Source organism: Pseudomonas sp. 9.2(2024) (assembly GCF_039695385.1).
Lineage (GTDB): Bacteria > Pseudomonadota > Gammaproteobacteria > Pseudomonadales > Pseudomonadaceae > Aquipseudomonas > Aquipseudomonas paraglycinae.
In genome coordinates, this window is the sequence record NZ_CP155585.1 from 2,546,511 (window position 1) to 2,572,382 (window position 25,872).

A 25,872-nucleotide genomic window follows, 5' to 3' on the forward strand; every position below is an offset into this window, starting at 1 on the left:
CATCCCCATGCAACGACTGGAAGAACAGAAAACATCGGCACCGAACCTCGCGCTGGCGGCCATCAAGAGCTGGGGCGGGCAGTTCAATCTGCTGCGCTGGTTTTCGCTGGCAAGTTTTTTCATCATCGCGGCCGTGGCGCTGGGGCTGGGGTATATCTCCACGCGCTTCGTGGTCACCGAAAGTGTGGAGCGTGACGCGCTGCTCACCGCGCAATTCGTGCAGGCCATCGGCGATGCAGAAATGCGCCATGCCAACATCACGCCGCAACGGACCATGGGCGAGATGCTCGACTCGCGCCAGGACGGGAACTACCCCGACGTCGATCCGCTGTCCCATGCAATGGCCCGTGCCGAGTTTCTCGATCATGTCGAACATTTGCCGGATGTTCTGCTGGCCACGGTGTACGCCCTGGACCGCACGGTCATCTGGTCGACCAACCCCGAACTGATCAACGTCAAGTTTGAAGACGACGACGAGCTGGATGAGTCGTTCGAGATGAAAGTCCCGGTGTCTTCCAGTTATCACAAGATCGACGATGAAAAACCCGAGCAGCGGCTGTCCCGCGAACCGAAATACCTGTTCATCGAAAACTACATCCCGATGTTCAACGCCGACAAAAGCAAAGTGGTCGCCATGGTCGAGATCTACAAGGAACCGGCGGATCTGGTGGACCGCATCGACCGTGGATTCGCCTCGATCTGGGCCGCGACGATCCTCGGCGGCGCGGCGATTTACCTCGGGTTGTTCTGGATCGTGCGGCGCGCCTCGACCCTGCTGCAGAGCCAGCAGCAGCAACTGATCAGCAATGAAACCTTTGTCGCTCTGGGCGAGATGTCTTCGGCGGTGGCCCACAGCCTGCGCAACCCGCTGGCGACCATTCGTTCCAGTGCCGAGCTGGCCCAGGAAATCGCCAGCCCGGGGGCACAGCGCAACATCGGCGACATCATCAGCCAGGTTGACCGCATGTCGCGCTGGGTTCGCGAACTGCTGGTGTCGTTGCGCCCGATGAGTGACGACGGCGAGGCGGTGGACCTGCTGGCGGCGGTCGAGGACACCCTGGGGGCATTTGATGCGCTGATCCGGCGCAACGGCGTCGAAGTGCGATTCACGCCGCAAGATTGTCCGCCGGTGGTCAGTCAACAGGTGCTGCTCACGCAAATTCTCAATAGCCTGTTTGCCAATGCCCTGGAAGCGATGCCCAGAGGCGGCGTACTCAGTGTCGAGATTGAAACAGCGCAGGCCGGTCAGGTGCGCATGACCCTGAGCGACACCGGCAAAGGCATGAGCGCGCAGCAGCAACAACTGGTGTTCAAACCGTTTTTCACCACCAAGCAGGGCGGCCTCGGGGTCGGCCTGGCGCTGGTCAAGCGAATCATGGAGCGGTTTCAGGGTTCGGTCATGCTGACCAGCCGCGAGCAGGAAGGAACCCGCGTCAGTCTCAACTTTAGAGTGGCATCGGGAGGGGAATATGGAACACAGCATTCTGCTGGTCGAGGATGACGAACTGCTGGCCGAAAATATTCAGACCTACCTGGAGCGCAAAGACTTCGAGGTGACGGTCTGCCACTCGGCCGAGGACGCGCTGGGGCAACTGGAAAGCTTCATGCCGGACATCGTCCTGACCGACAACTCGCTGCCGGGCATGAGCGGTCACGATCTGATCCAGAAGCTGCGCATCAGCGCGCCGGACCTGAAAGTGATCATGATGACCGGTTACGGCAACGTCGAAGACGCGGTGGTCGCAATGAAGGAGGGCGCCTTTCATTACGTCACCAAACCGGTCGCGCTGCCAGAACTCAAACTGCTGCTGGACAAGGCCCTGGCCACCGAACGGATGGAGCGCACGCTGTCGTTCTACCAGGAGCGCGAGGCGCAGAAATCCGGAGTGCAGGCGCTGATCGGCGAATCGGCGCCTATGCTGCACCTGAAGAACACCATCGGTCAGTTGCTCGACGCCGAGCGGCGCATGGCCAACGGCGATCTGCCGCCGGTTCTGGTGGAGGGCGAAACCGGTACCGGCAAGGAACTGGTCGCCCGCGCGCTGCATTTCGACGGCGCGCGCAGCAAAGGCCCGTTCATTGAATTCAACTGCGCGTCGATTCCGGCCAACCTGGTGGAGTCAGAGCTGTTCGGGCATGAAAAAGGCGCGTTCACCGATGCCAAGGACCGCCGGGTCGGGTTGGTGGAAGCCGCAGATGGCGGCACGCTGTTTCTCGATGAAATCGGTGAAATGGATCTGGTGCTCCAGGCCAAGCTGCTGAAATTGCTGGAGGATCGCACCATTCGCCGGGTCGGCTCGGTGAAGGAGCGCAAGGTCAACCTGCGGGTGATCAGCGCCACCAATTGCAACCTTGAGCAGATGGTCCAGCAGGGCAAGTTCCGCCGCGATCTGTTTTTCCGCCTGCGGATCATCTCGATCAAGGTCCCGCGCTTGTACGCCCGTGGCGAAGACATCCTGCTGCTGGCCCGGCACTTCCTCGCCAGCCACGGCAAGCGCTATGGCAAACCGAACCTGCATTTCAGCGATCAGGCCGAAGAGCTGCTGCTCAGTTACACCTGGCCGGGCAACGTGCGCGAACTGCGCAACATGCTCGAACAGACCGTGCTGCTGGCGCAGGGCGATACCATCGCCGCGCACCAGTTGAACGTGTGCATGAGCCTGTGCGATGACCTGCCACCGCAGCATCAGCACGAGGTGCCGCACCCGCACTTCGAACCGCGCCCGGCGAGCAATACCGAATCGATGAACCTGCCGGAAGTCGAACGCGACATGGTGCGCAAGATGCTCGACAAGACCGACTGGAACGTCACCAAATCGGCGCGCCTGCTGGGCCTGAGCCGCGACATGCTGCGCTACCGCATCGAAAAACTCGGCCTGGCACGCCCGGACAAGCGTCAGTGGTAGACCGCGTTGCTGCGTGGGCTGGGCGTGCCGAGGCATTCGAGCACGCACGTCGGGTCCAGCACTTCGTCGTTGACGTAAATGCCGCGCTCGGCATCGTAGGTGCGGATAAACACCCGCACCGTCGCATCGGCCACGGTCGGCAGTTGCGAGTCCTGGAAAACACGGCGATCCGGGATGACGATGAAGTCCTGTGGCGGCGTGTCATCGAACGGCCGGGGCGGCTGAGCCGACAGCGACGGCGGAGCAGGGTGGGCAAAAGGCTGGTCCGACCCGTAGTAGTTGAAGTTGCTGTCCAGCGCCTGCACCTTCGTGGCGGCGAGCAGACAGGCGGACAACAGCAGTCGATTGAACATTCCCATGGCAGCACCTGTGGAAGCGGATTTCCCCAAGGCTATTAACTATAGCTGTCCGTGGTGCAGGCGTTGGTGCAGGTGTTGTCGGCTTACAAGTTCGCAACAACCTGCTGCGCGAGGCTGATCTAGACTCGGGCCGCTCAATTGTGAGCATCGCCCGGAGTGCGCCATGGAAGTGCCAAACAATAAAAACGCCGTCGAGAGCAATCGTCAGGCGTGGAACGATTCCGCCCGTCATCACCAGGACTCCCCCGAGTGGCAGGCCTTGCTGACCGACGTCGCGCAGGCTGATTTTTCCTGCCTCGACGACACCCTACGCGGCTTGCTCGAGCAGGTCGGTGTCGATGGCAAAGACGTCGTGCAGCTGTGTTGCAACAACGGCCGCGAAAGCCTGTCACTGTTCGCCCTCGGCGCACGGAACGTGGTCGGTATCGATCAGTCGAGCGCGTTTCTCGAACAGGCCCGCGAACTGAACAAACGTTCGCCGCACAACGCCGAATTCATCGAAGCCGATATTCATCATTTGCCTGAATCGCTGCGCGGCCGTTTTGACGTTGCACTGATCACCATCGGCGTCCTTAACTGGATGCCCGACATCGGCGAATTCTTCCGCCACGTCGCCTCGACTCTCAAACCGGGGGGACAACTGATGATCTACGAAACCCACCCGTTCCTGGAAATGGTCGACCCCGAGGCCGAGGACCCGTTTCGTTTCGCCAGCTCGTATTTCCGTAAAGAACCGTTCGTGCTTGAAAAACCGATCGTCTACGTCGGCAAGGTCGAACAGCCGGCGGCCAAGTCCTACTGGTTCGTGCACAGCCTCGGCGCGATCTTCACCGCCGCCCTCGAGGCCGGCCTGAACATCTCGCACTTCAAGGAATACCCGCACTCGAACCGGGAAGAAGTGTATGACCAGTACCAGAACCGCGAGGCGCAGATGCCGATGTGTTTTACGTGGGTGGGGGTGAAGCGCTGAGTAGCGCAGCTTTCAGGACGTGGAGTGATTCAGCACATGTCCCGGTTGTGCACACAGATCGATGCCAAGGGCATGAATGACTTTAAGAACCGTGTCGAAGCGAGGCTTGGCTCCTGGTGCGAAAGCCTTGTACAGACTTTCGCGCCCCATGCCCGAATCCTTCGCAATCTGCGTCATGCCACGCGCCTTGACGACATAACCGATTGCACGAAGAAACTCTTCGTTGTCACCGTCGGCCAACACTTGGGATAGGTATTCACTGATGGCTTCATCACTGTCCAGCAGTGCTGCCATATCAAAAGCTGTCAAAGTCTGGCTCATGGTTAAACCTCCTTTGCCATTTTTTTTGCACGTCTGATGTCCGCGCTTTGTGTGGATTTGTCGCCGCCGGCCAGCAAAACGATAACTACACCGTTACGCATCGTGAAGTAGACCCGATACCCGGCGCCGACATCAACGCGCATTTCCGACACACCATCACCTACGGGTTTAATGTCGCCTAGATTACCTGCTGATGCACGATCTATGCGACGGGCAATAGCTACCTTGGCACGGAGATCTCGAATAGAGGCATGCCAGGTCACGAACACGGATGTCTGTTGCACGAAATAGTTCATGGCTCGACTGTATCCATTTGGATACGGTCGAGCAGTCAGCCGGTTCTGTTATCGGCCTTGGATGTGTCGTCTGCAGGTGTAGGCAAGTAGTCTCAGATTATGTAGGAGCTAGCGTCTCCGATAGCTCCCACAGTGCTGCTTTGGACCTTCAAGCCTGCGCAGCCGCCGTCACCACCGGCCGTCCCGGTTTGCGCAGCGGATCGAGGCGTGAACCCTCATAGCGCGTTTCGCGGAAGAACCGCCATTTGCCGAACAGGCAATAGACGTGGGTGACGCGGCCCTGTTCGTGGTAGCCCATGCGGATGTGCAGTTTCAGCGCCGGGATGTTGTGGGTTTCGCAGACGTCCACCACCTTGTTGCAACCCTGGGCGGCCATGGCTTCCCAGAGGGCGACCTGCACGTCCACCGACAGGCTGCTGCCGAAGTAGGCGCGGATCATTTCACCGCCGAACTCGAAGAACTCGCCGGGTTTGACCGGGAAGGTGCAGCCGTAATAGTGGCGGTCGTGGTAGTCACGAGTGCTGCCCCAGATAAATCCCACCGCATGGCCGTCGGCATCCAGGTACATGTGCCCGGTGTGGCCTTCGTTGGCCAGTTCGGCCATGGTCTGCACCCGGTCACCGAAGTGTTTGGCGAACGCGCCGGCATTCTCGGCGGTGATGTCGACTTTGCGCAGGCCGTCGTAGGGGCGCAGCTTGTGCGGCGGTACCGGGCTGACCAGGTCGCGCTCCATCCACAACAGTTCCCAATGGAAGAACACGTAGCGTTTCCACAACGTGCCGAAGGTACGGCCCAGGCCTTTTTGCTTGATACGTTCGCGCAGCTTTTCAATGACGCTCATGATGCCCTCCGTGGCCGAAGCCCGGGTGTTGTGGATGACGCTTTTGTGGGTATAGATCAAGCCGGCAAATTCATGTCAAAGCGCCAGCTTTGAAAGTATTGCAAGTTGTGTAACGGCTCAGATCGCCTCGGCACCCCGCAAAAAATCCTTGTTCAGATCGGCATAGGAAACCCGTGGAACCCCCGTCAGCCGCTGCTCTAGCAAGCGGCTCAGGGACTCTTCGGGTTGCAGATAGGCGTCGCCGAAATCCGCCCCGAGCTGGTTCGGATGGGCGACGATTTCCAGCACGCCGTCGGTCGGCGCGGGGGCGTTGCGCAGGTCGACCGGCGTGCAGACGTAATCCGCCGTCACCCCGGCCAATCCCTGCAATCGGCGGTTGAGCAACCCCTTGAACACGCGTTTGGGCAGGCTGAGGTTTTGCCCCAGGTTGCGCGCCAGGCGCACCGGCACACCTTGATGGGCAGCGAAGCGCGCGACGATCTCGCCGATCGGCCAGATGTTGTGCACGTGCTGATGCGAATCGAGGTGGCTGGGACGCACGCCGTGATCGACGCAGCGCTGCCACTGCGCCTGCAATTCTTCCTGCACCGCTTCGCGATCTTCCCGGCCCAGCCACAGGCTGTGGCGCGCCAGGCTGAGGTCGAACACGCCGTGGCTGTCGCAGAAGGTGCGACGCTCAAGAATGGCTCGGCTCAGGGGCCGGCCATAGGTCAGGTTGAAGTGCAGACCGATCCGGCCTTCCAGCAGCGGCAGCCGGGCCATGGCGCAGGCTGCTTCGAACGCCGGCATGTTGGCCATGGCCGTGGCGGAACTGATGACCCCGGCCTGGAACGCGCCGAGGATCACCGCGTTTTCGTTCGGGCTCAGGCCGAAATCGTCAGCGTTGACTATGACTTGGCGAGGCATGTTCGCCCTCCTTGGTGGGGTTGATCACAGGTGTCGAAATGACCGCCGCTTTGGCCGCCGCACGCTTCGCCCGCCATTGTTGCAACCCAGGCTTGAGCCGGTGCCAGACGCGCAGCCCCAGCCCAAGCAACAGGCCGCTCGGGCGCCACGAGTAGAAGCTCCAGCGCCAGTGTTCCAGTTGCCCGGTCATGCGTTCGTGCAATTGATGGCTGGAATTTTCCAGGCTGACCCGCGAGGCATCGATCCAGTGCCAGTTGTCATCCAGCCCCCAGCGAATCCATTCCTCCAGCAACACCCGGCCGCTGCCAAGGTCCGCGTATTGCGGCAGGAAGGCGAGGTTGTAATCGTAGAGCCGGCCCTGTTCGAACAGACCGAGTCGATAGCTGATGCAACGTCCGTTGAGTTCCAGCATCACCACGCGCACCCGGCCCGAAGCGGCGAGGGCGGTGAAGGCGTTTTCCATGCAGCGGCGGCTGCGGTCGCTGGCAAAGATTCCGACGCCTTCGTCGCCTTTCCAACTGACCGCTTCGACTTCGCTGATGACCTGCAGCAACGGGCCCATGCTGGTCGCGTCGGGCGTGATCCGCCGGACTTCGGCGCCGCACGCGGCAATCCGTTTGCGCGCCCGGCGCAGTTTGTAGCGCGGGTCGCCCGAGACTTCCTGGCGGTCAGCCTCGCTGATCAGGTGCACCGGCACCCGGCAGCTCAAGCGACGTTCGCCGGTGGAGCTGTGGACCATCCATTCGGTGAGCACGCTTTCGGCACCGACCGGCTCGGTGATTTCATTGAGTTGCAGCAGGGCGTGGGGCACTCGATGGCGAATCAGCCGCAGGGCTTGGCGCATGTCGTCGGCGTTCAACTGTGATAACAACGCCAGGCGATCGGCCAGCGGATAACCCAGGTGATGCACTACCCGAAACGGCAATCCGAAAAATCGTTCACGGCTCGCCACCAGTGGCAGGCACAGGCGCAATTCGTCTGCTTCCCAACCCAGCAATACATGCAGCCGCTCGTGCGCATCGAGCGCCTGCTCTGCCGCACACAGCCAGTCGAGGCTGTTGAACGGCGTGTGATCCGTCACCCGCAGGCGCAGCGCTTCAAAGGCCGCCGCCGGGAAGTCAGGTGCGCACAACGAGGTGCGCCATTCGAATCGCGCCATAGGCTCAGGTCGCCGTTGCTGTGACAGGTGGACGGGAAGGTTTGCGCAGCGCCTCCAGGCGCGATCCGCTGTAGCGGGTTTCGCGGTAGAAGCGCCAGCGACCGAACAGTTTGTAGATGTTTATGATCCGGCCCTGTTCGGTATAGCCCATGCGCAAGTGCAGCTTGAGCGCCGGGATGTTGTGGAACTCGCAGACGTCCACGACCTTGTCACAGCCCTGGGCGGCCATGGCTTTCCACAGCTCCAGTTGCAGATCCACCGACAGCTCGGTGCCCCAGTACGAGCGGGTCAGTTCGCCGCCGAACTCGAAGAACTCGCCGGGTTTCACCGGGAACATGCAGCCGTAGTAGTGACGGTCGAAGTAGTCCCGGGCGCTGCCCCAGATGAACGCCACCGCATGGCCCTGATCGTCCAGGTGCATGTGCCCGGTGTGATTCTCCCGGGCCAGCTCGGCCATGGTGCCGACCCGGTCACCGAAGTGGCGGGCGAAGGCGCTGACGTTGTCCGGGGTGATCTTCACCACCCGCAGTGGCGGGTAGGGTTTGAGGCTGTGGGGCGGCACCGGGCTGACAAGGTCGCGCTCCATCCACAGCAGTTCCTGATGAGAAAAGACGTAGTGTTTCCAGACCTTTTTCACGGTGGCAGTGAGTCCTTTCTGCCGTAGGTTTTCAGTCAGTTTGCGCAGCATGTTCATGGTCGTTGCTCCTGATGACGAGTCATCGCGCGGCCAGAGGCCAGCGCGGCCGGACATCAACGGGGCGGTCATGAGGCGCTCCAGCGCAGGGCAAACAGGGTCTGTCCCGGCAGTTCGAAGCGCACGCGGCCGTCCTGACAGCGAAAAGGCGCGTCGCGGCTGCGGTTGTCGGCGCCGAAGTAGCGCAGCGCGCCGTTGTTCAATGGACATTTCGCGCCCGCCAGATCGACATGCTGCAAACGCGTGCCTTTGTTCACGCCGAGCAGCCCGCGCTGATCGTCGCCGGCCATCGCCAGCACATCGACTTCGAACGCGTCGTTCTCCAGCCACAGCACGTTGTGCAGCCAGTGTTGCTGGATGAACTGCTGGGCCATGCCCACCGGTTTCAACTCGAAGCGGTCATCGCTCAGCACCCGCAACATGCCTTTGGGGTACTGCGGCTCATCGGCGGCCTGAAACCAATTGAGCATCGTCAGCAAACCGTCCTGGGAGGCGTTGATCACCACCGAGGCCCACCACAGCGAGGTGAAATGGGTTTCCTGATCGTAGGGGCTCAGGCTCGAGCCGCTGGACAGGTTGGTCTGATCCAGCAGCAACGCTTTGCGCGGCTGGCCCTTGGCATCGAGGCCGACCAGATCGGCAGCGCGGCGCACGCTGTCGCGGTACACGCGAGTGGCGAGCAGGTCGCGAATCATCCATTCGTGCCAGGCCAGCGCATCGACCTGATCGGCGGATTCATCGAGCAGGCGCCGGGCCCAGTCGATGCCACGCTTGTTCGCCGCATTGTCGGCGAACGGGCCGTTGACCAATCGCGAACTGGCCGGCATCGCGATACGCACGCCGGCCTTGGCATTGGCCGGGTCGCTGCGCACTTGCCGGGCCATGCTGGTGAAGATCGAACGGTATTGCTCGTAACTCGAATAATTCAGGTTGGGCTCGTCGGCGAACCCGATGTAGTGCGTGCCTTTGCCGCCCAGCGCACGGGTGCCGGCCAGCCAGGCGTCGAGGCCGCTGTTGCTTTGCACGTCGGCGCGCAGATCGGCCTGACGCTGACTGCCGGCGAGCAAGGTGATGTCCTGGCGAATGCCGAAGCGATCCTGATAGACCTGGCGAAACGCATCTTCGAAGTGCGGTTGTCTCGCCGTCACGTCGACAAAACTGTAGTAACTGGCGGCCGTCGGTTTCAGTGCATCGAGCAGCGGATGGCTGGCGGGCGGCGGCATCACGTAGGGCAGGGCGATGCCCAGATCCGGGGTGCGGCCGAGGACTTTGTCGTGCAGGGTCAGGCGCGTCTGGCCGTCGTCTTCGTGCAGCGGTTTGAGCTGTTGCGGGGTCTGTGCGAACAGATTGGCCGTACCGTCGAGCCAGAACGCCGCTTTGCCGCTGCCTTGCAGACGCAGGCGCCAGACCTGTTCGCGTTCGCTGACCGGCAACGCCACCTGATCGAACTGCCAGTAAGCGCGATAGGGTTTCAGCGCCAAGGACAGTGGTTGTCCATCGCCGACCCGCTGCGCTTGCAGGGCGCTGACCCCGCCGTGAAACTTGCCCGCCAATATCGCGTGCTCACCCGCGGCGACCTTGAAATACAGTTCATCGCCGTTACGGGTTTCCGCACTGAAATGCACCTTGGCCGGGGCAAACAGCGCCACGGTATTTTCGTCGTGTTCGACCCGGTAACCGCGGAAGCTGTAGCCGGGGATTTCCAGCTGATAACTCGCGGCCCCCGGCGCCAATGGCCAGCTCTGGCTGCCACGGGTTTCACTGGCCTTGATAAAGCGCTCGCCCTGCAATTTACCCCGGCCGTCGAGCAGGAAAATGTGCTCTTCGTTGGCCTCCGCCTGCCACGCCGGCGCCCAGCGCACGGTCACCGTGTCGGGGCGATCCGCTTGCAGGTACAGGCTGCCGTCACGAATGTCGCCCCAGCGCATCGACGCCGCGAAGGCGTCCAGCGACAGGCCGAGTCCGAACAGCAGGGCCAGGCCTTTCATGCTGCCTTCCGACGCTGCAACATCAGCCACATCGGTGTGAGGTCGCTGGGCAGAATGATCAGGGTTTGCCAGAACGCCACGCCGCTCAGCCGGCAGTACAACACCAGCATCGCCACGGTCACCGCCAGATAGGCAATCGACGAAGCCGCCGCTGCGCCGACGATGCCGTAGGCCGGAATCAGCAGCAGGTTCAGCGCAAGATTGAGCAGCGCGCCGATTCCCATCAGCAACGACACCGTGCCGGGGCGGTTCTTGCCGATCAGGTCCAGGCGCAGGATGCTCGCGTAGCACAGGCCCAGCAGCCCCGGCAGCAACGCGAGCAGCGCCGGATACGCCGGCTGGTAGGCGACGCCGAACAGGGTGACGATCAGCCATTCGCCGATCACGGCCATGGTCAGGCAGGCGCCGAGCATTACCGTGGCGGTCAGGCGCAGCGCCAGCGGCGTGACCTTGTCCATGCCTTCGTCCTGTTGCAGCAGGCGTTTCATCAGCGGCGTGGTCACCGCTTCCGGGACGATCAGCAGCAGCTCGGCGGCGGCGCTGGCCATCGCGTAATGCCCGAGGGCGGTGCTGCCGAGCAGGGCGCCGATGAACAGGTAATCGGAACGCAGGATCACTTGCTGGAACAGCAGATCCGGGTGGCTGCGCGCACTGAAGCGCAACAGTTCGTTCTGGCTGGTGCGATCCCATTGCAGCTGCAACGGCTGCGCGCGTTTGAGCCACAGCCAGCCGACCAGCACCACCAGGCTGATGCCGGCCAGCCAACTGATCAGCGCGGCTTCGAGGGCCGCTTCTTTCCACATCCAGAACAACGCGAGAAACAGCAACAGCGGCGCCAAAGATTCCACCAACCGCAAGGCATTGAACGCGACCACGCCGCCGGACGCATTGTGCAAGGTCAGCAGGCCACTTTTGAGCACGGTCAACGGCACCGCCAGCAGCAACAGCCACGCCAGCAGACCGAGTTGCAGGGTCACGTCCAGTTCGCTGCCGAATTCGCGCACCAGCGCTACCACCAGCAAGGTCAACAAACCCGCCAGCAGACAGCCGAACACCAGCACTTGCGCGAGCAACAAGCCCATCGGTCGTTGCTTGGCCGCTTGATAACCAACAGCGGAGTTCAAACCGCCGCTGGTGGCGGCGCTGATCAGATCCGGCAGGGTGCTGAGCAGGGCGAACAGGCCCCGTTCGCTGGGGCCGAGAATCCGCGCCAGCAGCACATTCCTCAGCAGGCGCAGGGCGATCATCGCCAGTTTGGTGCCCATGCTCAGCGCCAGATGCTTGAGGTAACTGCCTCGACTCATGGCCGCGCCCCGCGATAGATCCGCCACGACAGCAGTTCCGGATTGCGCGCGGTGCGCTGGCTGACACCGAAACGCGGCAGGTTCAGGGGATCGGCGGTGCCGCGATAGATGCCACTGCCGGTGCCGAGCGCGAAGGGGTAATCGTGATTGGCGATCTGCTCGCGCACACGCTCATCGTTGTCCCCGTTGGGATAGCAATACACCGGCAACGGCCGGTTGCAGCCGTTGTTCAGGGCATCGCGGCTGCGGCTGAGTTCTTCGCCCAGACGCACATCGTCAAGGCCGGTGAGGATGGCGTGACTGGCGCCGTGGGGGCCGAAACGCACCAGCCCCGACGCTTCCATCGCCCGCACCTGATGCCAGTCCAGCGCTTGTGGCAACGACTCCTGCGGACACTCGTCGGTCAGGCGTTCGAGTATCTTCGGATCGAGCGCCTTGAGGCTTTGCAGATAATGCAACAGGGTCAGACTGCGGCGATCCACATCGATGTCGTCCAGCAGCACTGGCAACGGCTGGCCGGCGGCACGCAGGCATTCGATCAGGTGCGTGCGGGCCTTTTCGCCATGGCTGCCCCACAGGGTTTCGCCGAGGCTTTCCCACCAGAAACGCTGACGACTGCCGATGAAATCGGTGGAGAGGAAAATGCTCGCCGGCACCTGATGTTTCTGCAGCAGCGGGAAGGCGTTGGCGGCGTTGTCGCGCCAGCCGTCGTCGAAGGTCAGCGCCACTTGCGGACGCTCGGTGCGCAAGGCATTGGGTTGCAGGATTTCCATCAGCGGCACGCAATCGAAATGCTTGCGCAGCCACACCAGCAAGTGTTCGAAGGCCTTGGGCCCGACGCACAGTTCGTTGCGGTGCGGCAGGTCGGCGGCGCGGTCGTTGGACAGCACCCGGTGGAGCATCAGTATCACGCCGGCGCCGTGCAGCTGGTTTCGCCCCACGGACGAGTTGAGATAGAGCCAGCCGCTGGTGCGTTTAATCAGTTGCTTGATCGCCATGGCTCGATCCCTCTCAACGGTTTTGGTCAGGGTTCCATTGGGCATAACGCTGGCCGCGCAGGAATTGCCACAGGCCAATGCTCATGCCCGCCAGTGTCACCAGCAGGAACGCCGCGAGGCGGAACGGCTTGGGCAAGCGGTGTTGTGAATCCAGCAGGCCGGCAATCGCGATGGCGTAGCCGATCAATTGCGCGATCAGGCTCAGTCGATAGAAATCGTGCTCTTGCCACAGCCAGAAATTGCTCAGCAGCAGCGGCAGCAACAGGATCGGCGCCAGGCGACGGATCAACTTGTGGCTGATCAACGCAATCGAATACAGCCCATGCTTCAACGGATTGAGCAGTGCACTGCGTTGCGCCAGACTTTGCAGGCCGCCGACGGTGACCCGCTGGCGCCGACGGAATTGCTTGTCCGCTTCGTCCACGCCGTGGTCGATCACTTGCGCTTCGGGCACGTAGACGATCCGTTTGAATTTCACCGGGGCGCAGGTGCTGATGAAGAAGTCGTCGTTGACCTCGGCCGGCACGTTCTCGAACAGTTCGCGGCGCAGGGCCAGCAGGGCGCCGTCGGCGGAGACCATGCAACCGGTACGGTTCTCGACCCGACGCAACCAGCCCTCGTAGTGCCGATAAAGGCTGTCGCCAATGCTCAGTCCGCCGCCGGTGACCGGGATCACCATGTGCCCGGCGCAGGCGCCGACCTGCGGATCGCTCAGGGGCGCCAGCAGGTAGCCGAGGGTTTCCCGCGACCATTGGTTGTCAGCGTCGGTGAACACCAGAATGTCGCCCGTGGCCAGCGCCGCGCCGGCATTCAGGGTGGCGGCCTTGCCCTGGCGAGGCAGGTCGAGCACGGTGATTCGCGGGTCGACGACCTTGTGTGCGCAGGCCACGGTGGCGTCGGTGGAACCGTCGCTGGCCAGAATGATTTGCAGGGTCGCCGGCTGATAATCCTGGGACAGCAGCGAGCGCAGCTTGTGTTCGATGTGTCGCGCTTCGTTGTGGGCGGCGATGACGATGCTGACGTTCAGCGGCGGTGCCGGGCTGTGGCGCCACGCCGGGAACAGCGGCGCGAGCAGCGTCAGCAGCAGCGGGTAGCCGACATAGGCGTAGGCCGGCAGCAGCAGGCACATCCAGAAAATGAATTCAGCCACGGGCAGGCCTCCTGGCGTTCCAATGACACAGACTGAGAATGAACGCGGCGCCCGCCAGGTGCAGGCGCAGCCAGTGCAGGCCCCACAGTTGCAGGGTCAGGCAGACGTTGTGGTGCTTGGCGCTCTGGCGCACGCTGAGCACCAGCCCCGGCACCAGCGTCAGCATCACCATGATCGCGGCGTGATGGGGAAAGCCGTCGAGCAGCGCGGATATCGCCAGGAAATCGAGAATCCAGACGAAGATCGACAGCATCGGAAACCGCAACAGGCGCAGGCTGAAACCGTGGCTGCGCAGCAATTGCAGATGACTGCCCTGACGCCACAGTTCCTTGCCCATCCACTCGCGCCAGTTCATTTCGTAGCCCCAGTGCAGAGCCACGCTTTCATTGATCGAGAGCAGTCGCGCGCCGTGTTCTCTCAGGCGCAAGGTGAACTCCTTGTCTTCGCCGGTGCGCAGGGTTTCGTTGAAACCGCCGACCTTGTCGAACCAGCGCCGACGCATCAGCAGGTTGGCACTGGGCAGCCAGTCGACGACGTGGCTGGTGTGGGTGGTCGGGCGCAAGGTCCGGCGCTGCCAGGCGGTGGCGTACCACGGCGCGGCGGCGGGGGTGTGCAGGTCGAGACCGAAGACATCGGCCTGGCCACTGGCTTCGATGTCGAACAATGGGTGCAACCAGTCTTCCGGCATTTCGATGTCGGCATCGATGAACGCCAGCCATTCCCCGGTGGCGATGGCGGTCCCACGATTGCGCAACGCGCCGATCAGCAGGCCTGGCATCACCAGTACGTGGGCGCCGAACTGCCGGGCGATCTGCGGGCCTTCGTCGCTCGATCCGTTGTCGACCACGATCAGTTCACACTCGACATCCGCCGCGTGCGCCGCTTTTTGCGCAGCCAGCAGGGTGCGGCCAATGTGCCGGGCCTCGTTGAACATCGGGATGACGATGCTGATCCGGCTCATGCTTTGGCCTCCGTCATCGGTGCCTGCTCGGCTTTGAGGCGCAAGACGCTGGTCATGGCGAGCATGATCCACAGGTATTTCTGGTTCGGTGCGCTGAGGAACATCAGGAACAGCGTCAGCGACAGAAAACTCACCCCCAGGTGGGTCATCAGATCCGCCTGTTGCCAGTCACGTCGCAGCATCCACGCCTTGCGCGCCTGCATCAGGTTGTACAGACCCAGCGCGAGCATGCCGACGAACATCAATCCGGCGGGCACCCCCAGTTCGCTGAAGATTTCCAGGTAGGTGTTATGCGCCCGGCGATACAGGTCGCCGATCTTGCGGTTGGCGGAAAACGCCTTGGCGTAACCGGTGGTGGCGTAGTGCAGCGGGAAAGTGCCGGGGCCGGAGCCGAGCAGCGGGTTCTCGCGGATCATCTGGCCACCGACCACGATGTATGAGGCGCGGCGACCGAGGGATTCGTCGTTGTGGCCCTTGGCGCCGGCGCTCAACACGCTGAGGGACTGGATGCGCGCGATGTAACCGGCGGGCATTGCGTAGATCGCCAGCGGAATCACGATCGCCGCACCGAGCATGGCAAAACCGAGGTGACGTGGACGAATCCGCGCCAGTTGCGCGCGGTAGTGCCAGCAACCGATCACCAGACTCAAGGCCAGCACCACCAGCCCGGAACGCGATTCGGTCTTGGTCATGCCGCCGAGCAACAGCAGGCAGCATCCGCCCCAGAACAGCCGATGCAACAGGTTCGGGCTGCGGATGACAAGCAATAGCCCCAGCGGGATGGCGAAGGCAATCAGCAGGGCGAAAGCGTTGGGGTCTTCGAGCAAACCGGCAGCCCGCCCCTGATCCTGGAATTTGCTGGAGAACATGGCCATGGCGCAGGTCGTGCTGACGGCGAGGGTCACCAACCGGGCGAACAGGTCGAGGTTCAGCTCGCGGCCGATCAGCAGGGTGATCACAAACAGAATCAGGCCGACGCTGATTTCCCGCAGGTGGCCGAGCGACATGCCCATGTCATCGGTGTTGAGCAGGCTGAGAAAGTACAGGGTCATGAAGGCGATCAGAAAGCGCCAGATATTGCTGCGCAGGCGATCCGAGGGAATCTGGTGCATCGCCAGTTGCAGCATCAGGATCACCGCCAGCGACGCGCCGATCAGTTTGCTGCCCGACAGGGAACTGTCCTTGAAGAAACCCTCGAACGGCACCAGGGCGACGATGCCGAGCAGGCCCCAGGTCGGTTTGCGGTACAACACCGCGAACCCCACCAGACCGAGCACTGCGCCTGGCGCGAGGTAGGGCCAGGGGCTGGCCAGCAGAGCAATGCAGGCCAGCCCCAACAGACTGACGATCGAGAGCGGGAAAATCATGCGCGTGCCTCCCGTGCCGTGCGGATGTACAGCTGCGACCAGCGTTCGGCCAGGGCCTTGAGGTCGTAGCGATCCTGTTGCGTGCGTTTTGCGTTGTCGCGCAGTTGCCGTGCCAGGCCAGGCTCGGACAGCAAGGTGTCGAGCTGGCGGGCGAGGGCGGCGCTGTCGGTGGGGGCCGCAAGCAAACCGTTGTGGCGATGCTCCAGTACGTCGGGAATCCCGCCGACGGCGAACGCTACCACCGGCACCCCGGCCTGCATCGCTTCCAGCAGAATCATTGGCGTACCTTCGGTGCGCGAGCTGATCACCAGCGCATCGAGTTGCTGCCACCAGTGACGCATGTCGGTCTGGTAACCCGGCAAGCGGATGCGCTGTTGCAAACCGGCGGCGTCGATTCGCGCCTGCAAGTCTTCGCGTTCCGGGCCGTCGCCGAGCATCACCGCGTCGAGTTGCGGGTGCTGGTGACACAGCGGGATCAGCGCGTCGAGAAACAGATCCGGGCCTTTCTCACTGCTCAAACGCCCGACGTAACCGGCGAGCCAGCGTTGTCTTGGCGCATCGGAAAGCAGCGCGGCGGCTGCCGGCAATCCGTTGGGAATCACCTGCAATTTCTCCGCGCGGACGCTGGCCTGACGGTGCAACACCGCGATGCTTTCGGCGACACACACCACCCGATCCACCGACGCCGTGCGGCACAGTTGCAGGCTCAGCCAGGTGTAGAACTTCTGCTTGCGGCTGCGCGGGGTGAAGCCGTGTTGAGTGATCACCAGCGGCAGGCGCAACAGCGTGGCGCCGACCCAGCCGAACAACAGGCCTTTGAAATTGTGGGTATTGATCAACGGACGTTCACCGCGCCGCTGACCCAAGTGCCGCAGCAGGGCAGCAAGCCCTGCGCAACCTTGTGCATCGACGCCGGCCTCGCGAAAGCGCGCGATCAATTCCGGCGGCGCATCGAGGAACAGCACCTGGTGCTGCCCCGGCGTCGCCAGGCAATGATCGAGCAACATCCGCTCGGCCCCGTAGAAGCCACCGCTGCTGAGCAAATGCATGATCGGCAGGGCGGCGTTCGGGGTAGAGGACGTGTTCAATTGCGCACCCAGTGCACGAAGCTCGGCACGGTCCAGTTCTTGTGCGGGTTGCTCGGTTGCGCGTTCTGGTCGTTGATCACCAGCAGCACCGGCAGGCCCAGCTCGTGGCTGATTTGCGCCGGATGTTTGAAGCGGTGATCGAAGAACTCACGCACGTAGACCAGTGCAATCGCCAGCAACAGACCGGTGAACAGCCCGAACGGAATGATCAGCATCGGCTTGGGAAACGCCGGTTCGGTCGGTTCGAACGGTGGGCTCAAGACCCGGGCGTTGGACAGGTCGTCGCTCAGCGAACGGGTGGTGCTACTTTCGGCAAAACGCTGGGCGTAGGTCGAGAACGCGGCGTGCAGCGCGTCGATCTCGGTGTCCATCTGCCGCAGTTTGCTCTGGGTTTGCTGCAACTCGTGGATGCGGTTCTTGAACTCGGCGATGCGCGCGGTTTTCTGATCGATCACCTGCTGGACCACCGCCAGATCGTTGGTGCGTTCCTGGATACGGTTGCTCACCACCTTGAGGAACTGCTGGCGAGTGCGGGCAATCTGCTCGCGGGTCAGCAACATCGGTTCACTGCCCGGCTGGAACACCGCCAGATCATTCATGTAACGGCTGACCTGGGTGGTCAGTTGCTCGCCCATCTGTTTGATTTCCCGATCCTCGAACGCCACGTTGTCGACCGTGGTGGTGAAGGTGTAGGGGAAGGTGTAGTCGTTGAGTTTGCTGTTACTGGCGGCAGCCAGCGCGGTCTTCAGGTACTCGAGCCAGCGCTGGCTTTGCAGCAGGCGGTCGCGATACAGGTTCAGCGCCTGCTCTTCGGTGTTGATCGCGTTGAGGCGGAAGGTGATTTCCTCCTTCGGATCCGACGCGCCGACACTTTCAAGTAATGCCTGGCGATTGCCTTCCAGTCCATCAAGGCGCACCTGATACAGATGCTTCTTGGTTTCGTAGAAGGACTGCGGCAGGTCGATCGACTGCAGCGCCTGACGGCTCACCAGATAGTTTTGCAGCAGGGCAGAGACGAAGGTCGTGCCTTGATGCGGATCGGGGAAGCTGTAGACGATCGAGATCACGTTGGAGCCAGGCAGGGTTTCGATTTTCAGGCTGTCTATCGCGTCCTGGGTCAGCGCGTCGAGCGCGGTGTCGCGCACCGGATCGGTCTCAAGCCCCAGGGTGTTGCGCACGGGGTTGATCACGTACTGGCGCAGCGGCGAACTGATGTAGCGCTTGAACGGTTCGCCCACCAGTTTGCTGAACATGCCGGGCGAAGGGGTGTATTCGCCCTTGTCGCGCAGTTCGCTGATGGTCTGACGGATCAGCGCCGGCGAGCGCAGGATGTTGCTCTCGGTTTCCATGTCCGCCAGCGATGGCGGGATGAAGGTGGCGTTGTCCACGGTCAGCGACGTGGTGGCGTCGCCCTGTGAAAGTTTTTTCGACTGCACGATTACCTGAGCGGTGATATCGAAGCTCTGTTTGAGCAGCAGCGGCAGCACCAGCGCGATCACTGCAAAGACCAGGAAGACCCGTTTCACCAATTGCTTGTTGGCGAAGAAGATCCTGAAGAACTCATGCAGGTAGTTTTCCTTTGGATTCATGGTCGGTCACCTGAGAGTCAGTTGTTGTTGCTGTCTTTGTTGTCGACGCGGTAGCCGAAGCTGAAGCCCACGCCCTGGAACAGCACCACGTCGGCCAGTTGCCGGGCGAGTTCGCCGGCGCTGGCCAGTTTGGTTTTCGGCACGTACAGCATGTCGTCCGGTTGCAGGTAGGCGATTTGCGGCGCCTCGCCCGACAACGCTTTCTCGACGTCGTAACGCACGGCCTGCACCTGATTGCCGTTGCGGCGCATGATCACCACCGAATCGAGCCGCGCCTTGACGTTGGTGCCGCGCGCCAGGGTCAGCGCCTCCAGCACCGACACCGGCCGGCGGATCGGGTAGGAACCCGGCTGGCCGACTTCACCCAGCACATAGATTTCGTTGCCGGCGGTGGACTTGAGCAGCACGTCCACGGTCATGCGGCCCGGCAGTTGTGCGTACTTTTTGTTGAGGAAGGCTTCGAGCTGGTTGACGGTCATGCCTTGCAGCGGCACCGCGCCGATTTCCGGGAAGCTCGCGTAGCCGTCGGTGCCGACGGTGATCTCGCGGCTCATGCCGGTGGCCGGGTGGTTGAGGGCGCTTTTCAGGTTCTGCTCGTTGGTCAGCGGGCTGATGATCTGCACCGTCAACTGATTGCGGTTGGGCTGGAACAGCTGTTTGCGTTGATAGGCGCGCTGGATTTCCTGGCGCGCTTCTTCGCTGGTCAGCCCGGCGATTTTCACCGAGGTGTTGGCGCCCGGCAGTTCGATGGTGCCGTCCGGCAGCACCAACTGGTTGCCATTGAGCTGGCTGGCAGCAGTGAAGTTAAGTCCGATCTGGTCCCCCGACTGCACGCGATAAGCGTCCGAGCCGCTGGTGCTGATGTGGAAGATCACGTCCAGCACATCCTGCGGGCGCAGGGTCTGCTCGATCTTCGGCATGTCGGTGGCCTGGGAGTTGGCCGGGGTGGCGGTGAGAATGTTCACCGGCATGTTCTGGGTTTCGGAGGTGCTCGAGCAGCCTGCAAGCGGCAGCATCAGCAGCACAAGAATCCTGGCGTTCATGGCGTCATCCTTTGCGGTTGCTTACAGGTTTTTGTAGAGCCATTTGGGCATGTAGTACTTGCGCCGGTTGAACACGCTGCCGACCACTTTGGCCCCGGCCTGGGTCAAGCGCTGCACTGCCGCCTGGGCGACTTCCCAGCGGGTGTCTTCGGCGCGTACCACGAACACCACGCCGTCGACCTGGGTGCTGATGACCAGCGTGTCGGCGGCCGAATACACCGCGTCGCCGTCGATCACCACAAAGCGGTACTGGCTGCCCAGTTGATCGAGCAGCGGGCTCAGGCGCTCGGCGGTCAGGTGTTCCATGGTGCGGATCGGCCGGCCGTTGGGCAGCACGTGAAACGGCAGGCTCGACACCTGCACCACGCAGTCCTGCAACAGCGGCGGGTTGTCCGGGTTGAACAGCAGGTCGCGCAGGCCGCGCTCCTTGCTCAGGTTCAGTTGCTGGGTCAGGTTGCTCGCCGACTGGCTGGCGTCGACGTACAGCACCTGGCCGCTGCTCATCTGCGCCAGTTGACTGGCCAGCGCCAGGGCGCTGGTGGTGGTGCCGGCGCCGGGGTTGGCGGCGGTCAGAAACAGGATCCGCAGATCCAGGTCCAGCACGGTCGAAGTCAGGTTCGACTCGCTGGGGCTGGCAATGCTCAGGCTTTTGTTGGTTGAACCGTCCATTAGCTTGCTCCGTGGCCGCTGAATACTTTGAAGGGGGTTTTCAACAGAATCTTCAGATCAAGCAGAAGGCTCTGCTCGGCGATATAGCTGAGGTCCAACTCAACGCGCTGGTCGAAGTCGATGTTGCTGCGTCCTGAGATCTGCCACAGGCCGGTCATGCCGGGGTAGATCGCCAGACGGGCGAGGTGACTGTCCTTGTAGCGATAGGCGTTGAACGAGGTCGGGCGAGGGCCGACCAGGCGCATGTCGCCGGTCACTACGTTGATCAGGTTGGGCAGTTCGTCGAGGCTGGTGCGCCGCAGGAAGCCACCGATCCCGGTAATGCGCGGATCCTGGTCGATCTTGAAGTCGATGGCGTCGGCACCGTGCTTGTTCAGGTGACGCAGCGACTCCTTGAGCTCTTCGGCGTTGGCGACCATGGTCCGGAACTTGTACATACCGAACTTGCGCCCGCGATAACCGGTGCGTTTCTGCACGAACATCACCGGGCCCTTGCTGGTGAATTTGATGGCCAGCGCCAGACCGATCAGCAGCGGCGAAATCATCAGCAGAATCGTCAGCGCACCGAGGCAGGCGACCACCCGATTGGTGCGCGACAGTTGCCACGGCCGACCGCCCTCGCGACCGGTCATCCAGCCCTGGCCCTGGCGATGGATGGCCGCGTCCAGGCGCATTCGCTGTTCCGGATCCATGCGTTTGTCACGCACCAGTTGTTGGATCGGTACACCTTTCTCAAGTCCAGTCATGGAGTCCTCCGCTGATGTTCAGCCGCGAACGGCGCGTGGGCGATAGGCAGTGGGGTAGTAATCGCGGAACCAGGCGATGAACCGCCCCAGTCCCTCATCCAGCTCTATCCGGGGCTGAAACCCGGTGGCCTGGGCCAGGTCGCTGGCCTCGGCGCAGGTATTGAGTACGTCGCCCGGCTGCAGCGGCAGCAGCTCGACCACGGCTTTCTGACCGAGGTGTTTTTCCAGCAGGGCGAGGTAGGTTTTCAGCGCCACCGGGTGCTGGCCGCCGATGTTGAACAAGCGCCACGGCGCCATGCTGCTGGCCGGGTCGGGTTGTTCGCGGTTCCACTCGGGATTGGCCCGGGGCGCCCGCTCGATCAGGCGCGCGATGCTTTCGATGATGTCGTCGATGTAGGTGAAATCGCGCTGATGCTCGCCGTAGTTGAACAGCTTCAGTGGCGAGCCTTCGCTGATCGCCTTGGCGAACTGGATCGGCGACATGTCCGGCCGGCCCCACGGTCCGTAGACCGTGAAAAAGCGCAGCCCGGTGCAAGGGATGCCGAACAGGTGGCTGTAGCTGTGGGCCATCAATTCATTGGCTTTCTTGGTCGCGGCGTACAGTGACAGCGGGTGATTGACGCCGTCCTGCACCGAGTAGGGCGTGCGCTGGTTGGCGCCGTACACCGAACTGGACGAGGCGTAAATCAGGTGCTCGACCGGGTGCCGGCGGCAGCACTCCAGAATGTTCAGGAAACCGTCGAGGTTGCTGTCCAGATAGGCCCGTGGATTCTCCAGCGAATAGCGCACCCCGGCCTGCGCGGCGAGATGGACCACGACTTGCGGCCGCTCGCTCGCGAACAATGCTTCCAGCGCCGCAGCATCTGCCAGATCAACCGTAGCGAGCTGGACATCGCCAATTTGCCCGCGCACCCAGTCCACCCGATCGTGCTTGAGCTGCGGGTCGTAGTAGCTGTTGAAGTTGTCCAGGCCGATCACCTGATGCCCGTCGCGCACCAGCCGCAGCACGCCATGAGCACCAATGAACCCGGCCGCACCGGTGACGAGGATTTTCATGGCCGCAACCCGTCAGGCGCGATGTGGCGCAGACCGATGCCGCTGTAGTGCAGGCCGGCGGCTGCCACTTGTTCCGGGTTGTAGAGGTTGCGTCCGTCGATGATGACTTTCGAGCGCAGCTTGCTGGCCAGCAGCTCGAAATCCACCACGCGGAAATTCTTCCACTCGGTGCAGATCACCAGTGCGTCGGCGTCTTCCAGGGTGTCGTCGCGGGTGGCGCACAGGTGCAGGTCATTGCGGTATCCGTAAATGCGCCGGCATTCGGACATCGCTTCCGGATCATAGCCCTGCACGCTGGCGCCTTCGGCCCACAGCGCCTCCATCAGGTAACGACTCGGGGCTTCACGCATGTCATCGGTGTTCGGCTTGAACGCCAAACCCCAGATCGCGATCGACTTGCCGGCCAGGCCTTGAGGGAATTGCGCCCTGAGTTTGCTGAACAGAATGTGCCGTTGCGCGTCATTGACGTCGGTGACGCTGCGCAGCAGTTTCAATGGCATGCCGTTGTGTTCGGCGGTGTGCAGCAGGGCGCGCAGGTCCTTGGGAAAGCACGAGCCACCGAAGCCGCAGCCCGGGTAGATGAAGTGATAGCCGATGCGCGGGTCGGAGCCGATGCCCTTGCGCACCGCTTCGATGTCGGCGCCGAGCAGTTCGGTGAGGTTGGCCAGCTCGTTCATGAAGCTGATGCGGGTGGCGAGCATGGCGTTGGCTGCGTACTTGGTCAGCTCGGCGCTGCGGTTGTCCATGAACATCAGTTTTTCGTGGTTGCGGCAGAACGGCGCGTACAGCTCGCTCATCTGCTCGCGGGCCAGGTCATCGTGGGTGCCGACGATGATCCGGTCCGGCCGCATGCAGTCGGCGAGGGCGCTGCCTTCCTTGAGAAATTCGGGGTTGGACACCACCCGCACTGCCAGAGCGCTTTTGCCACGCCGTTGCAGTTCTTCTTCAGCGGTGTGCAGCACCTGATCCGCCGTGCCGACCGGCACTGTGGATTTGATGATCAACGTGCGATCGTCTTCCATGAAGCTGGCGATCTGCCGCGCCACGTTGAGCACATGGCTGAGGTCGGCGGAGCCGTCTTCGTCGGCCGGCGTGCCCACGGCGATGAAGATCAGCCCGGCATGTTCCACCGCATCGCTGGCCTGGGTGCTGAACAGCAAACGCCCGGCCTTGATGTTTTCTTCCAAAGTTGCCGAAAGACCCGGTTCGCTAATAGGCGGTACTGCCTGTTGCAGTTGTTTAATCTTGTTCGGGTCAATATCGACGCACAATACGCGATGTCCGACATCGGCAAGTGCGGCTGCTTGTATCAGGCCAACATAGCCCGTACCAAATACGCTCACGTCCATATTGGCGTGCCTCGTAAGACGGTGATGGAAGATCGAAAATGGAACTGTCAAAAGGGGTATAGCGCAGCGTGGGAAAAGCGTGTCAGCAAAATGACATGTTGCAAGGGTATAACACCCCCATTTTTGGGGGCGAAAGGCCATCAAGTGCTTGCTGTAGATGGATTTGTCCCGTCCTTGACGCGTTCGAAGAAAACGATAAACGGTCGTAGGCCACGAATTTCAAGGGTTTTAACGACTTGGGTGTGTCAGATTTGAGTCAACGGTTTTTTGACGCTTTTTGATTATGTCCGACATTTCTTGCGCTTTAATGGCCCGGTGCTAGTGTCAGATTTTGACCGACAAACCCTTGACAACCTCTCGTCGGACGCGCCCCGGAATCGCCATGTTTCGATATCTGAAAGAACTGCTTTTAATTATTTATCTGTTGCTTTATTTCGAATATTACCTTGACCGCTTAAATGCGATGGGTATTGGTCTGGCAGTACTTCTTTTTGGCGCGATGTTTTTGACGCTGACTTTCGCATTATTACTAACAGCCTATATACGTCAGACTTTCATTCGGCATTTGTTCGCATTAACCCTGTTTGTTTCGGCGGTGTTTTTCGATGTTTATACGAGGGTGACCGCCGATTACCTGACCTACAGCAGTTTCGTCTCGCTGGTGTATTCCGGCGGCTTCATTCAGGAAGCGGCGTATCAGTACCGGGGGGCGATCATCCACGGACTGCTCAACGGCTTGCTGCTGTTGTTCGGAATCGGCCTCAAGCCTCGTCACGCGATGCCCGTACCCAATGCCTTGCGGATTGCTGCGCCGCTCTGCGGTGTGTTGCTGCTCAGCGCCGTGTTGTTCGTGCGCGCCGGCGAGGGTGCACGCGGGTTGCCGATCATGTACACGCCGCTGGCCTATCTGAATTTGTTCGGCTACGAAGCGCTGCACAACACCGTCGGCCCGCGTGAGCCGGTGACCCTGGCGCGCAATGGCCCGGCGGTCGGCCACGACATCGTGCTGATCATCGACGAGAGCATTTCCGGCAATTACCTGGACATCAACGCGCCGTTCGGCGTGCACAGCAACCTCAAGCAGGCCCGTCCGGGCGTGCAGATCTTCAATTACGGTTACGCGGCGTCCATCGCCAATTGCAGCGCCGACACCAACATCACCCTGCGCTACGGCGGCACCCGCGCCGACTACATGCGGATCAACAGCACGCTGCCGTCGATCTGGCAGTACGCCAAAAAGGCCGGCATGCGCACGGTCTACATCGACGCTCAGCGCACCGGCGGCAACCTGCAGAATCTGATGAACGATGCCGAGAAAAAGGACATCGACGAATTCGTGCAATTCGACCAGACCAGCGTGCGCGACCGCGACATGGCCGCCGCTGCCAAGCTCATCGAACTGCTCAACGACGATAAACCGGAGCTGGTGCTGATCAACAAGGTCGGCGCGCATTTCCCGGTGCACGACAAATACCCGGACGCCTTCATGGCCTACCGCCCGACCTTGCCCCGCGGGCAGTTCACGGAAGTTGCCGACACCGGCGAGCGCACCGGTTTCAACGGCCAGCCGGATGACTGGCTGCTGTATCGCAACGCCTACAAAAACACGGTGCTGTGGAATGTCGGCGAGTTCTTCGCGCGGGTGTTTGCCCAGGCCAATCTGAACAACGCGCTGCTGATCTACACCTCGGATCACGGCCAGGATTTGCACGAGCGTGGTAATCCGGGACTGAACACCCACTGCGGCGGCGATCCGGTGGAGGAAGAAGGGCTGGTGCCGCTGGTGGTGATTCAGGGCGATCAGTTGCAGACGCTCGACTGGTCGGCGCAACTGGCGGCGAACAAGGATCGCTCCAGTCACTACAACATCTTCCCGACCCTGTTGCAGTTGATGGGCTACGACCTGCCGGGAATCGAAGCGGTGTACGGCAAACCGCTGAGCGTGGCGACGGCGGACGAATTCACTTTCAACTACCGCTTCAACGCGCGGCTGGGAGCCAAACCCGAGTGGAAGCACATCGACCTGAACAGCATCGTCACGCCGGGTGAAGCGCCGACGAGTGTGGCGGTGGGGCAGTAACGCGTCGGTATCCGCTATCCTTGGCCCACACG

At 61.9% G+C, this 25,872-nt stretch carries 24 protein-coding genes; 4 read left to right on the top strand and 20 right to left on the bottom strand.

All coding sequences use genetic code 11. The features are described from left to right. The first annotated feature begins 7 nt into the window (after window positions 1-7). Window positions 8-1,501, top strand: coding sequence for an ATP-binding protein (locus ABFB52_RS11440; protein ID WP_129973928.1), 1,494 nt, complete (start codon window positions 8-10; stop codon window positions 1,499-1,501). Continuing rightward, window positions 1,470-2,906, top strand: a complete 1,437-nt coding sequence (locus tag ABFB52_RS11445) for a sigma-54 dependent transcriptional regulator (RefSeq protein ID WP_085748451.1) — start codon at window positions 1,470-1,472, stop codon at window positions 2,904-2,906. The genes ABFB52_RS11440 and ABFB52_RS11445 overlap by 32 nt, the downstream gene beginning before the upstream one ends. Here ABFB52_RS11445 and ABFB52_RS11450 read toward each other — a convergent pair. After that, the gene (locus ABFB52_RS11450) at window positions 2,897-3,265 is read right to left on the bottom strand and encodes a hypothetical protein (protein WP_129973927.1); all 369 of its coding nucleotides are present in this window, start codon (window positions 3,263-3,265) and stop codon (window positions 2,897-2,899) included. The genes ABFB52_RS11445 and ABFB52_RS11450 overlap by 10 nt on opposite strands. 163 nt (window positions 3,266-3,428) lie before the next feature. Here ABFB52_RS11450 and ABFB52_RS11455 point away from each other — a divergent pair, with 163 nt between their 5' ends. Continuing rightward, the gene (locus tag ABFB52_RS11455) at window positions 3,429-4,235 is read left to right on the top strand and encodes a class I SAM-dependent methyltransferase (RefSeq protein WP_129973926.1); all 807 of its coding nucleotides are present in this window, start codon (window positions 3,429-3,431) and stop codon (window positions 4,233-4,235) included. Window positions 4,236-4,247: 12 nt separating this feature from the next. Here ABFB52_RS11455 and ABFB52_RS11460 read toward each other — a convergent pair whose 3' ends face one another. The 19 genes from ABFB52_RS11460 to ABFB52_RS11550 form a co-directional block, all read right to left on the bottom strand. Further along, window positions 4,248-4,556: an addiction module antidote protein gene (locus ABFB52_RS11460; protein ID WP_085748448.1), complete on the bottom strand. Its 309-nt coding sequence runs from the start codon at window positions 4,554-4,556 to the stop codon at window positions 4,248-4,250. A gap of 2 nt (window positions 4,557-4,558) precedes the next feature. Beyond that, complete coding sequence (locus ABFB52_RS11465; protein WP_085748447.1) at window positions 4,559-4,852, bottom strand: type II toxin-antitoxin system RelE/ParE family toxin; 294 nt, start codon at window positions 4,850-4,852, stop codon at window positions 4,559-4,561. Between the two features lie 148 nt (window positions 4,853-5,000). Beyond that, window positions 5,001-5,693 (bottom strand): N-acetyltransferase, encoded by a 693-nt coding sequence (locus ABFB52_RS11470; protein ID WP_085748446.1) that lies wholly within the window; start codon window positions 5,691-5,693, stop codon window positions 5,001-5,003. Window positions 5,694-5,810: 117 nt separating this feature from the next. Then, entirely contained in the window at window positions 5,811-6,599 is a 789-nt protein-coding gene (locus tag ABFB52_RS11475; protein ID WP_129973925.1) for a ChbG/HpnK family deacetylase, read from the bottom strand. Next, window positions 6,571-7,758, bottom strand: coding sequence for a GNAT family N-acetyltransferase (locus ABFB52_RS11480; protein ID WP_129973924.1), 1,188 nt, complete (start codon window positions 7,756-7,758; stop codon window positions 6,571-6,573). Before ABFB52_RS11480 ends, ABFB52_RS11475 begins: the two co-directional genes overlap by 29 nt. A 4-nt stretch (window positions 7,759-7,762) precedes the next feature. Continuing rightward, on the bottom strand, window positions 7,763-8,452 hold the full coding sequence (locus ABFB52_RS11485) for an N-acetyltransferase (RefSeq protein WP_129973938.1): 690 nt from the start codon (window positions 8,450-8,452) through the stop codon (window positions 7,763-7,765). 68 nt (window positions 8,453-8,520) lie between these two features. Then, a complete protein-coding gene (locus ABFB52_RS11490; protein ID WP_129973923.1) occupies window positions 8,521-10,440 on the bottom strand; it encodes a hypothetical protein in 1,920 nt (639 codons plus the stop codon). Further along, window positions 10,437-11,744 (bottom strand): oligosaccharide flippase family protein, encoded by a 1,308-nt coding sequence (locus ABFB52_RS11495; RefSeq protein ID WP_129973922.1) that lies wholly within the window; start codon window positions 11,742-11,744, stop codon window positions 10,437-10,439. The genes ABFB52_RS11490 and ABFB52_RS11495 overlap by 4 nt, the downstream gene beginning before the upstream one ends. After that, window positions 11,741-12,742 carry a polysaccharide deacetylase family protein gene (locus ABFB52_RS11500; RefSeq protein WP_129973921.1) on the bottom strand — a complete coding sequence of 334 codons (1,002 nt, stop codon included), beginning with the start codon at window positions 12,740-12,742 and terminating at the stop codon, window positions 11,741-11,743. The genes ABFB52_RS11495 and ABFB52_RS11500 overlap by 4 nt, the downstream gene beginning before the upstream one ends. A gap of 13 nt (window positions 12,743-12,755) precedes the next feature. Beyond that, the gene (locus ABFB52_RS11505) at window positions 12,756-13,892 is read right to left on the bottom strand and encodes a glycosyltransferase (protein WP_129973920.1); all 1,137 of its coding nucleotides are present in this window, start codon (window positions 13,890-13,892) and stop codon (window positions 12,756-12,758) included. Beyond that, a complete protein-coding gene (locus ABFB52_RS11510) occupies window positions 13,885-14,853 on the bottom strand; it encodes a glycosyltransferase (RefSeq protein ID WP_102688542.1) in 969 nt (322 codons plus the stop codon). Before ABFB52_RS11510 ends, ABFB52_RS11505 begins: the two co-directional genes overlap by 8 nt. Continuing rightward, a complete protein-coding gene (locus ABFB52_RS11515) occupies window positions 14,850-16,220 on the bottom strand; it encodes an O-antigen ligase family protein (RefSeq protein ID WP_102718581.1) in 1,371 nt (456 codons plus the stop codon). The genes ABFB52_RS11510 and ABFB52_RS11515 overlap by 4 nt, the downstream gene beginning before the upstream one ends. Continuing rightward, window positions 16,217-17,308, bottom strand: coding sequence for a glycosyltransferase family 4 protein (locus ABFB52_RS11520; RefSeq protein ID WP_129973919.1), 1,092 nt, complete (start codon window positions 17,306-17,308; stop codon window positions 16,217-16,219). Before ABFB52_RS11520 ends, ABFB52_RS11515 begins: the two co-directional genes overlap by 4 nt. Then, window positions 17,305-18,897, bottom strand: a complete 1,593-nt coding sequence (locus ABFB52_RS11525) for a Wzz/FepE/Etk N-terminal domain-containing protein (protein WP_085748436.1) — start codon at window positions 18,895-18,897, stop codon at window positions 17,305-17,307. Before ABFB52_RS11525 ends, ABFB52_RS11520 begins: the two co-directional genes overlap by 4 nt. Window positions 18,898-18,914: 17 nt before the next feature. Then, entirely contained in the window at window positions 18,915-19,940 is a 1,026-nt protein-coding gene (locus ABFB52_RS11530; RefSeq protein ID WP_085748435.1) for a polysaccharide biosynthesis/export family protein, read from the bottom strand. A 21-nt stretch (window positions 19,941-19,961) separates the two neighbouring features. Next, window positions 19,962-20,609, bottom strand: a complete 648-nt coding sequence (locus ABFB52_RS11535) for a CpsD/CapB family tyrosine-protein kinase (RefSeq protein ID WP_085698620.1) — start codon at window positions 20,607-20,609, stop codon at window positions 19,962-19,964. Then, window positions 20,609-21,355, bottom strand: a complete 747-nt coding sequence (locus ABFB52_RS11540; RefSeq protein WP_085748434.1) for a sugar transferase — start codon at window positions 21,353-21,355, stop codon at window positions 20,609-20,611. The genes ABFB52_RS11535 and ABFB52_RS11540 overlap by 1 nt, the downstream gene beginning before the upstream one ends. A gap of 18 nt (window positions 21,356-21,373) precedes the next feature. Next, a complete protein-coding gene (locus ABFB52_RS11545) occupies window positions 21,374-22,411 on the bottom strand; it encodes an NAD-dependent epimerase/dehydratase family protein (RefSeq protein WP_102688546.1) in 1,038 nt (345 codons plus the stop codon). Then, window positions 22,408-23,760, bottom strand: coding sequence for a UDP-glucose/GDP-mannose dehydrogenase family protein (locus ABFB52_RS11550; RefSeq protein WP_129973918.1), 1,353 nt, complete (start codon window positions 23,758-23,760; stop codon window positions 22,408-22,410). Before ABFB52_RS11550 ends, ABFB52_RS11545 begins: the two co-directional genes overlap by 4 nt. Window positions 23,761-24,142: 382 nt before the next feature. Here ABFB52_RS11550 and ABFB52_RS11555 point away from each other — a divergent pair, with 382 nt between their 5' ends. Next, a complete protein-coding gene (locus tag ABFB52_RS11555) occupies window positions 24,143-25,840 on the top strand; it encodes a sulfatase-like hydrolase/transferase (protein WP_129973917.1) in 1,698 nt (565 codons plus the stop codon). The last annotated feature ends 32 nt before the right edge of the window (window positions 25,841-25,872 follow it).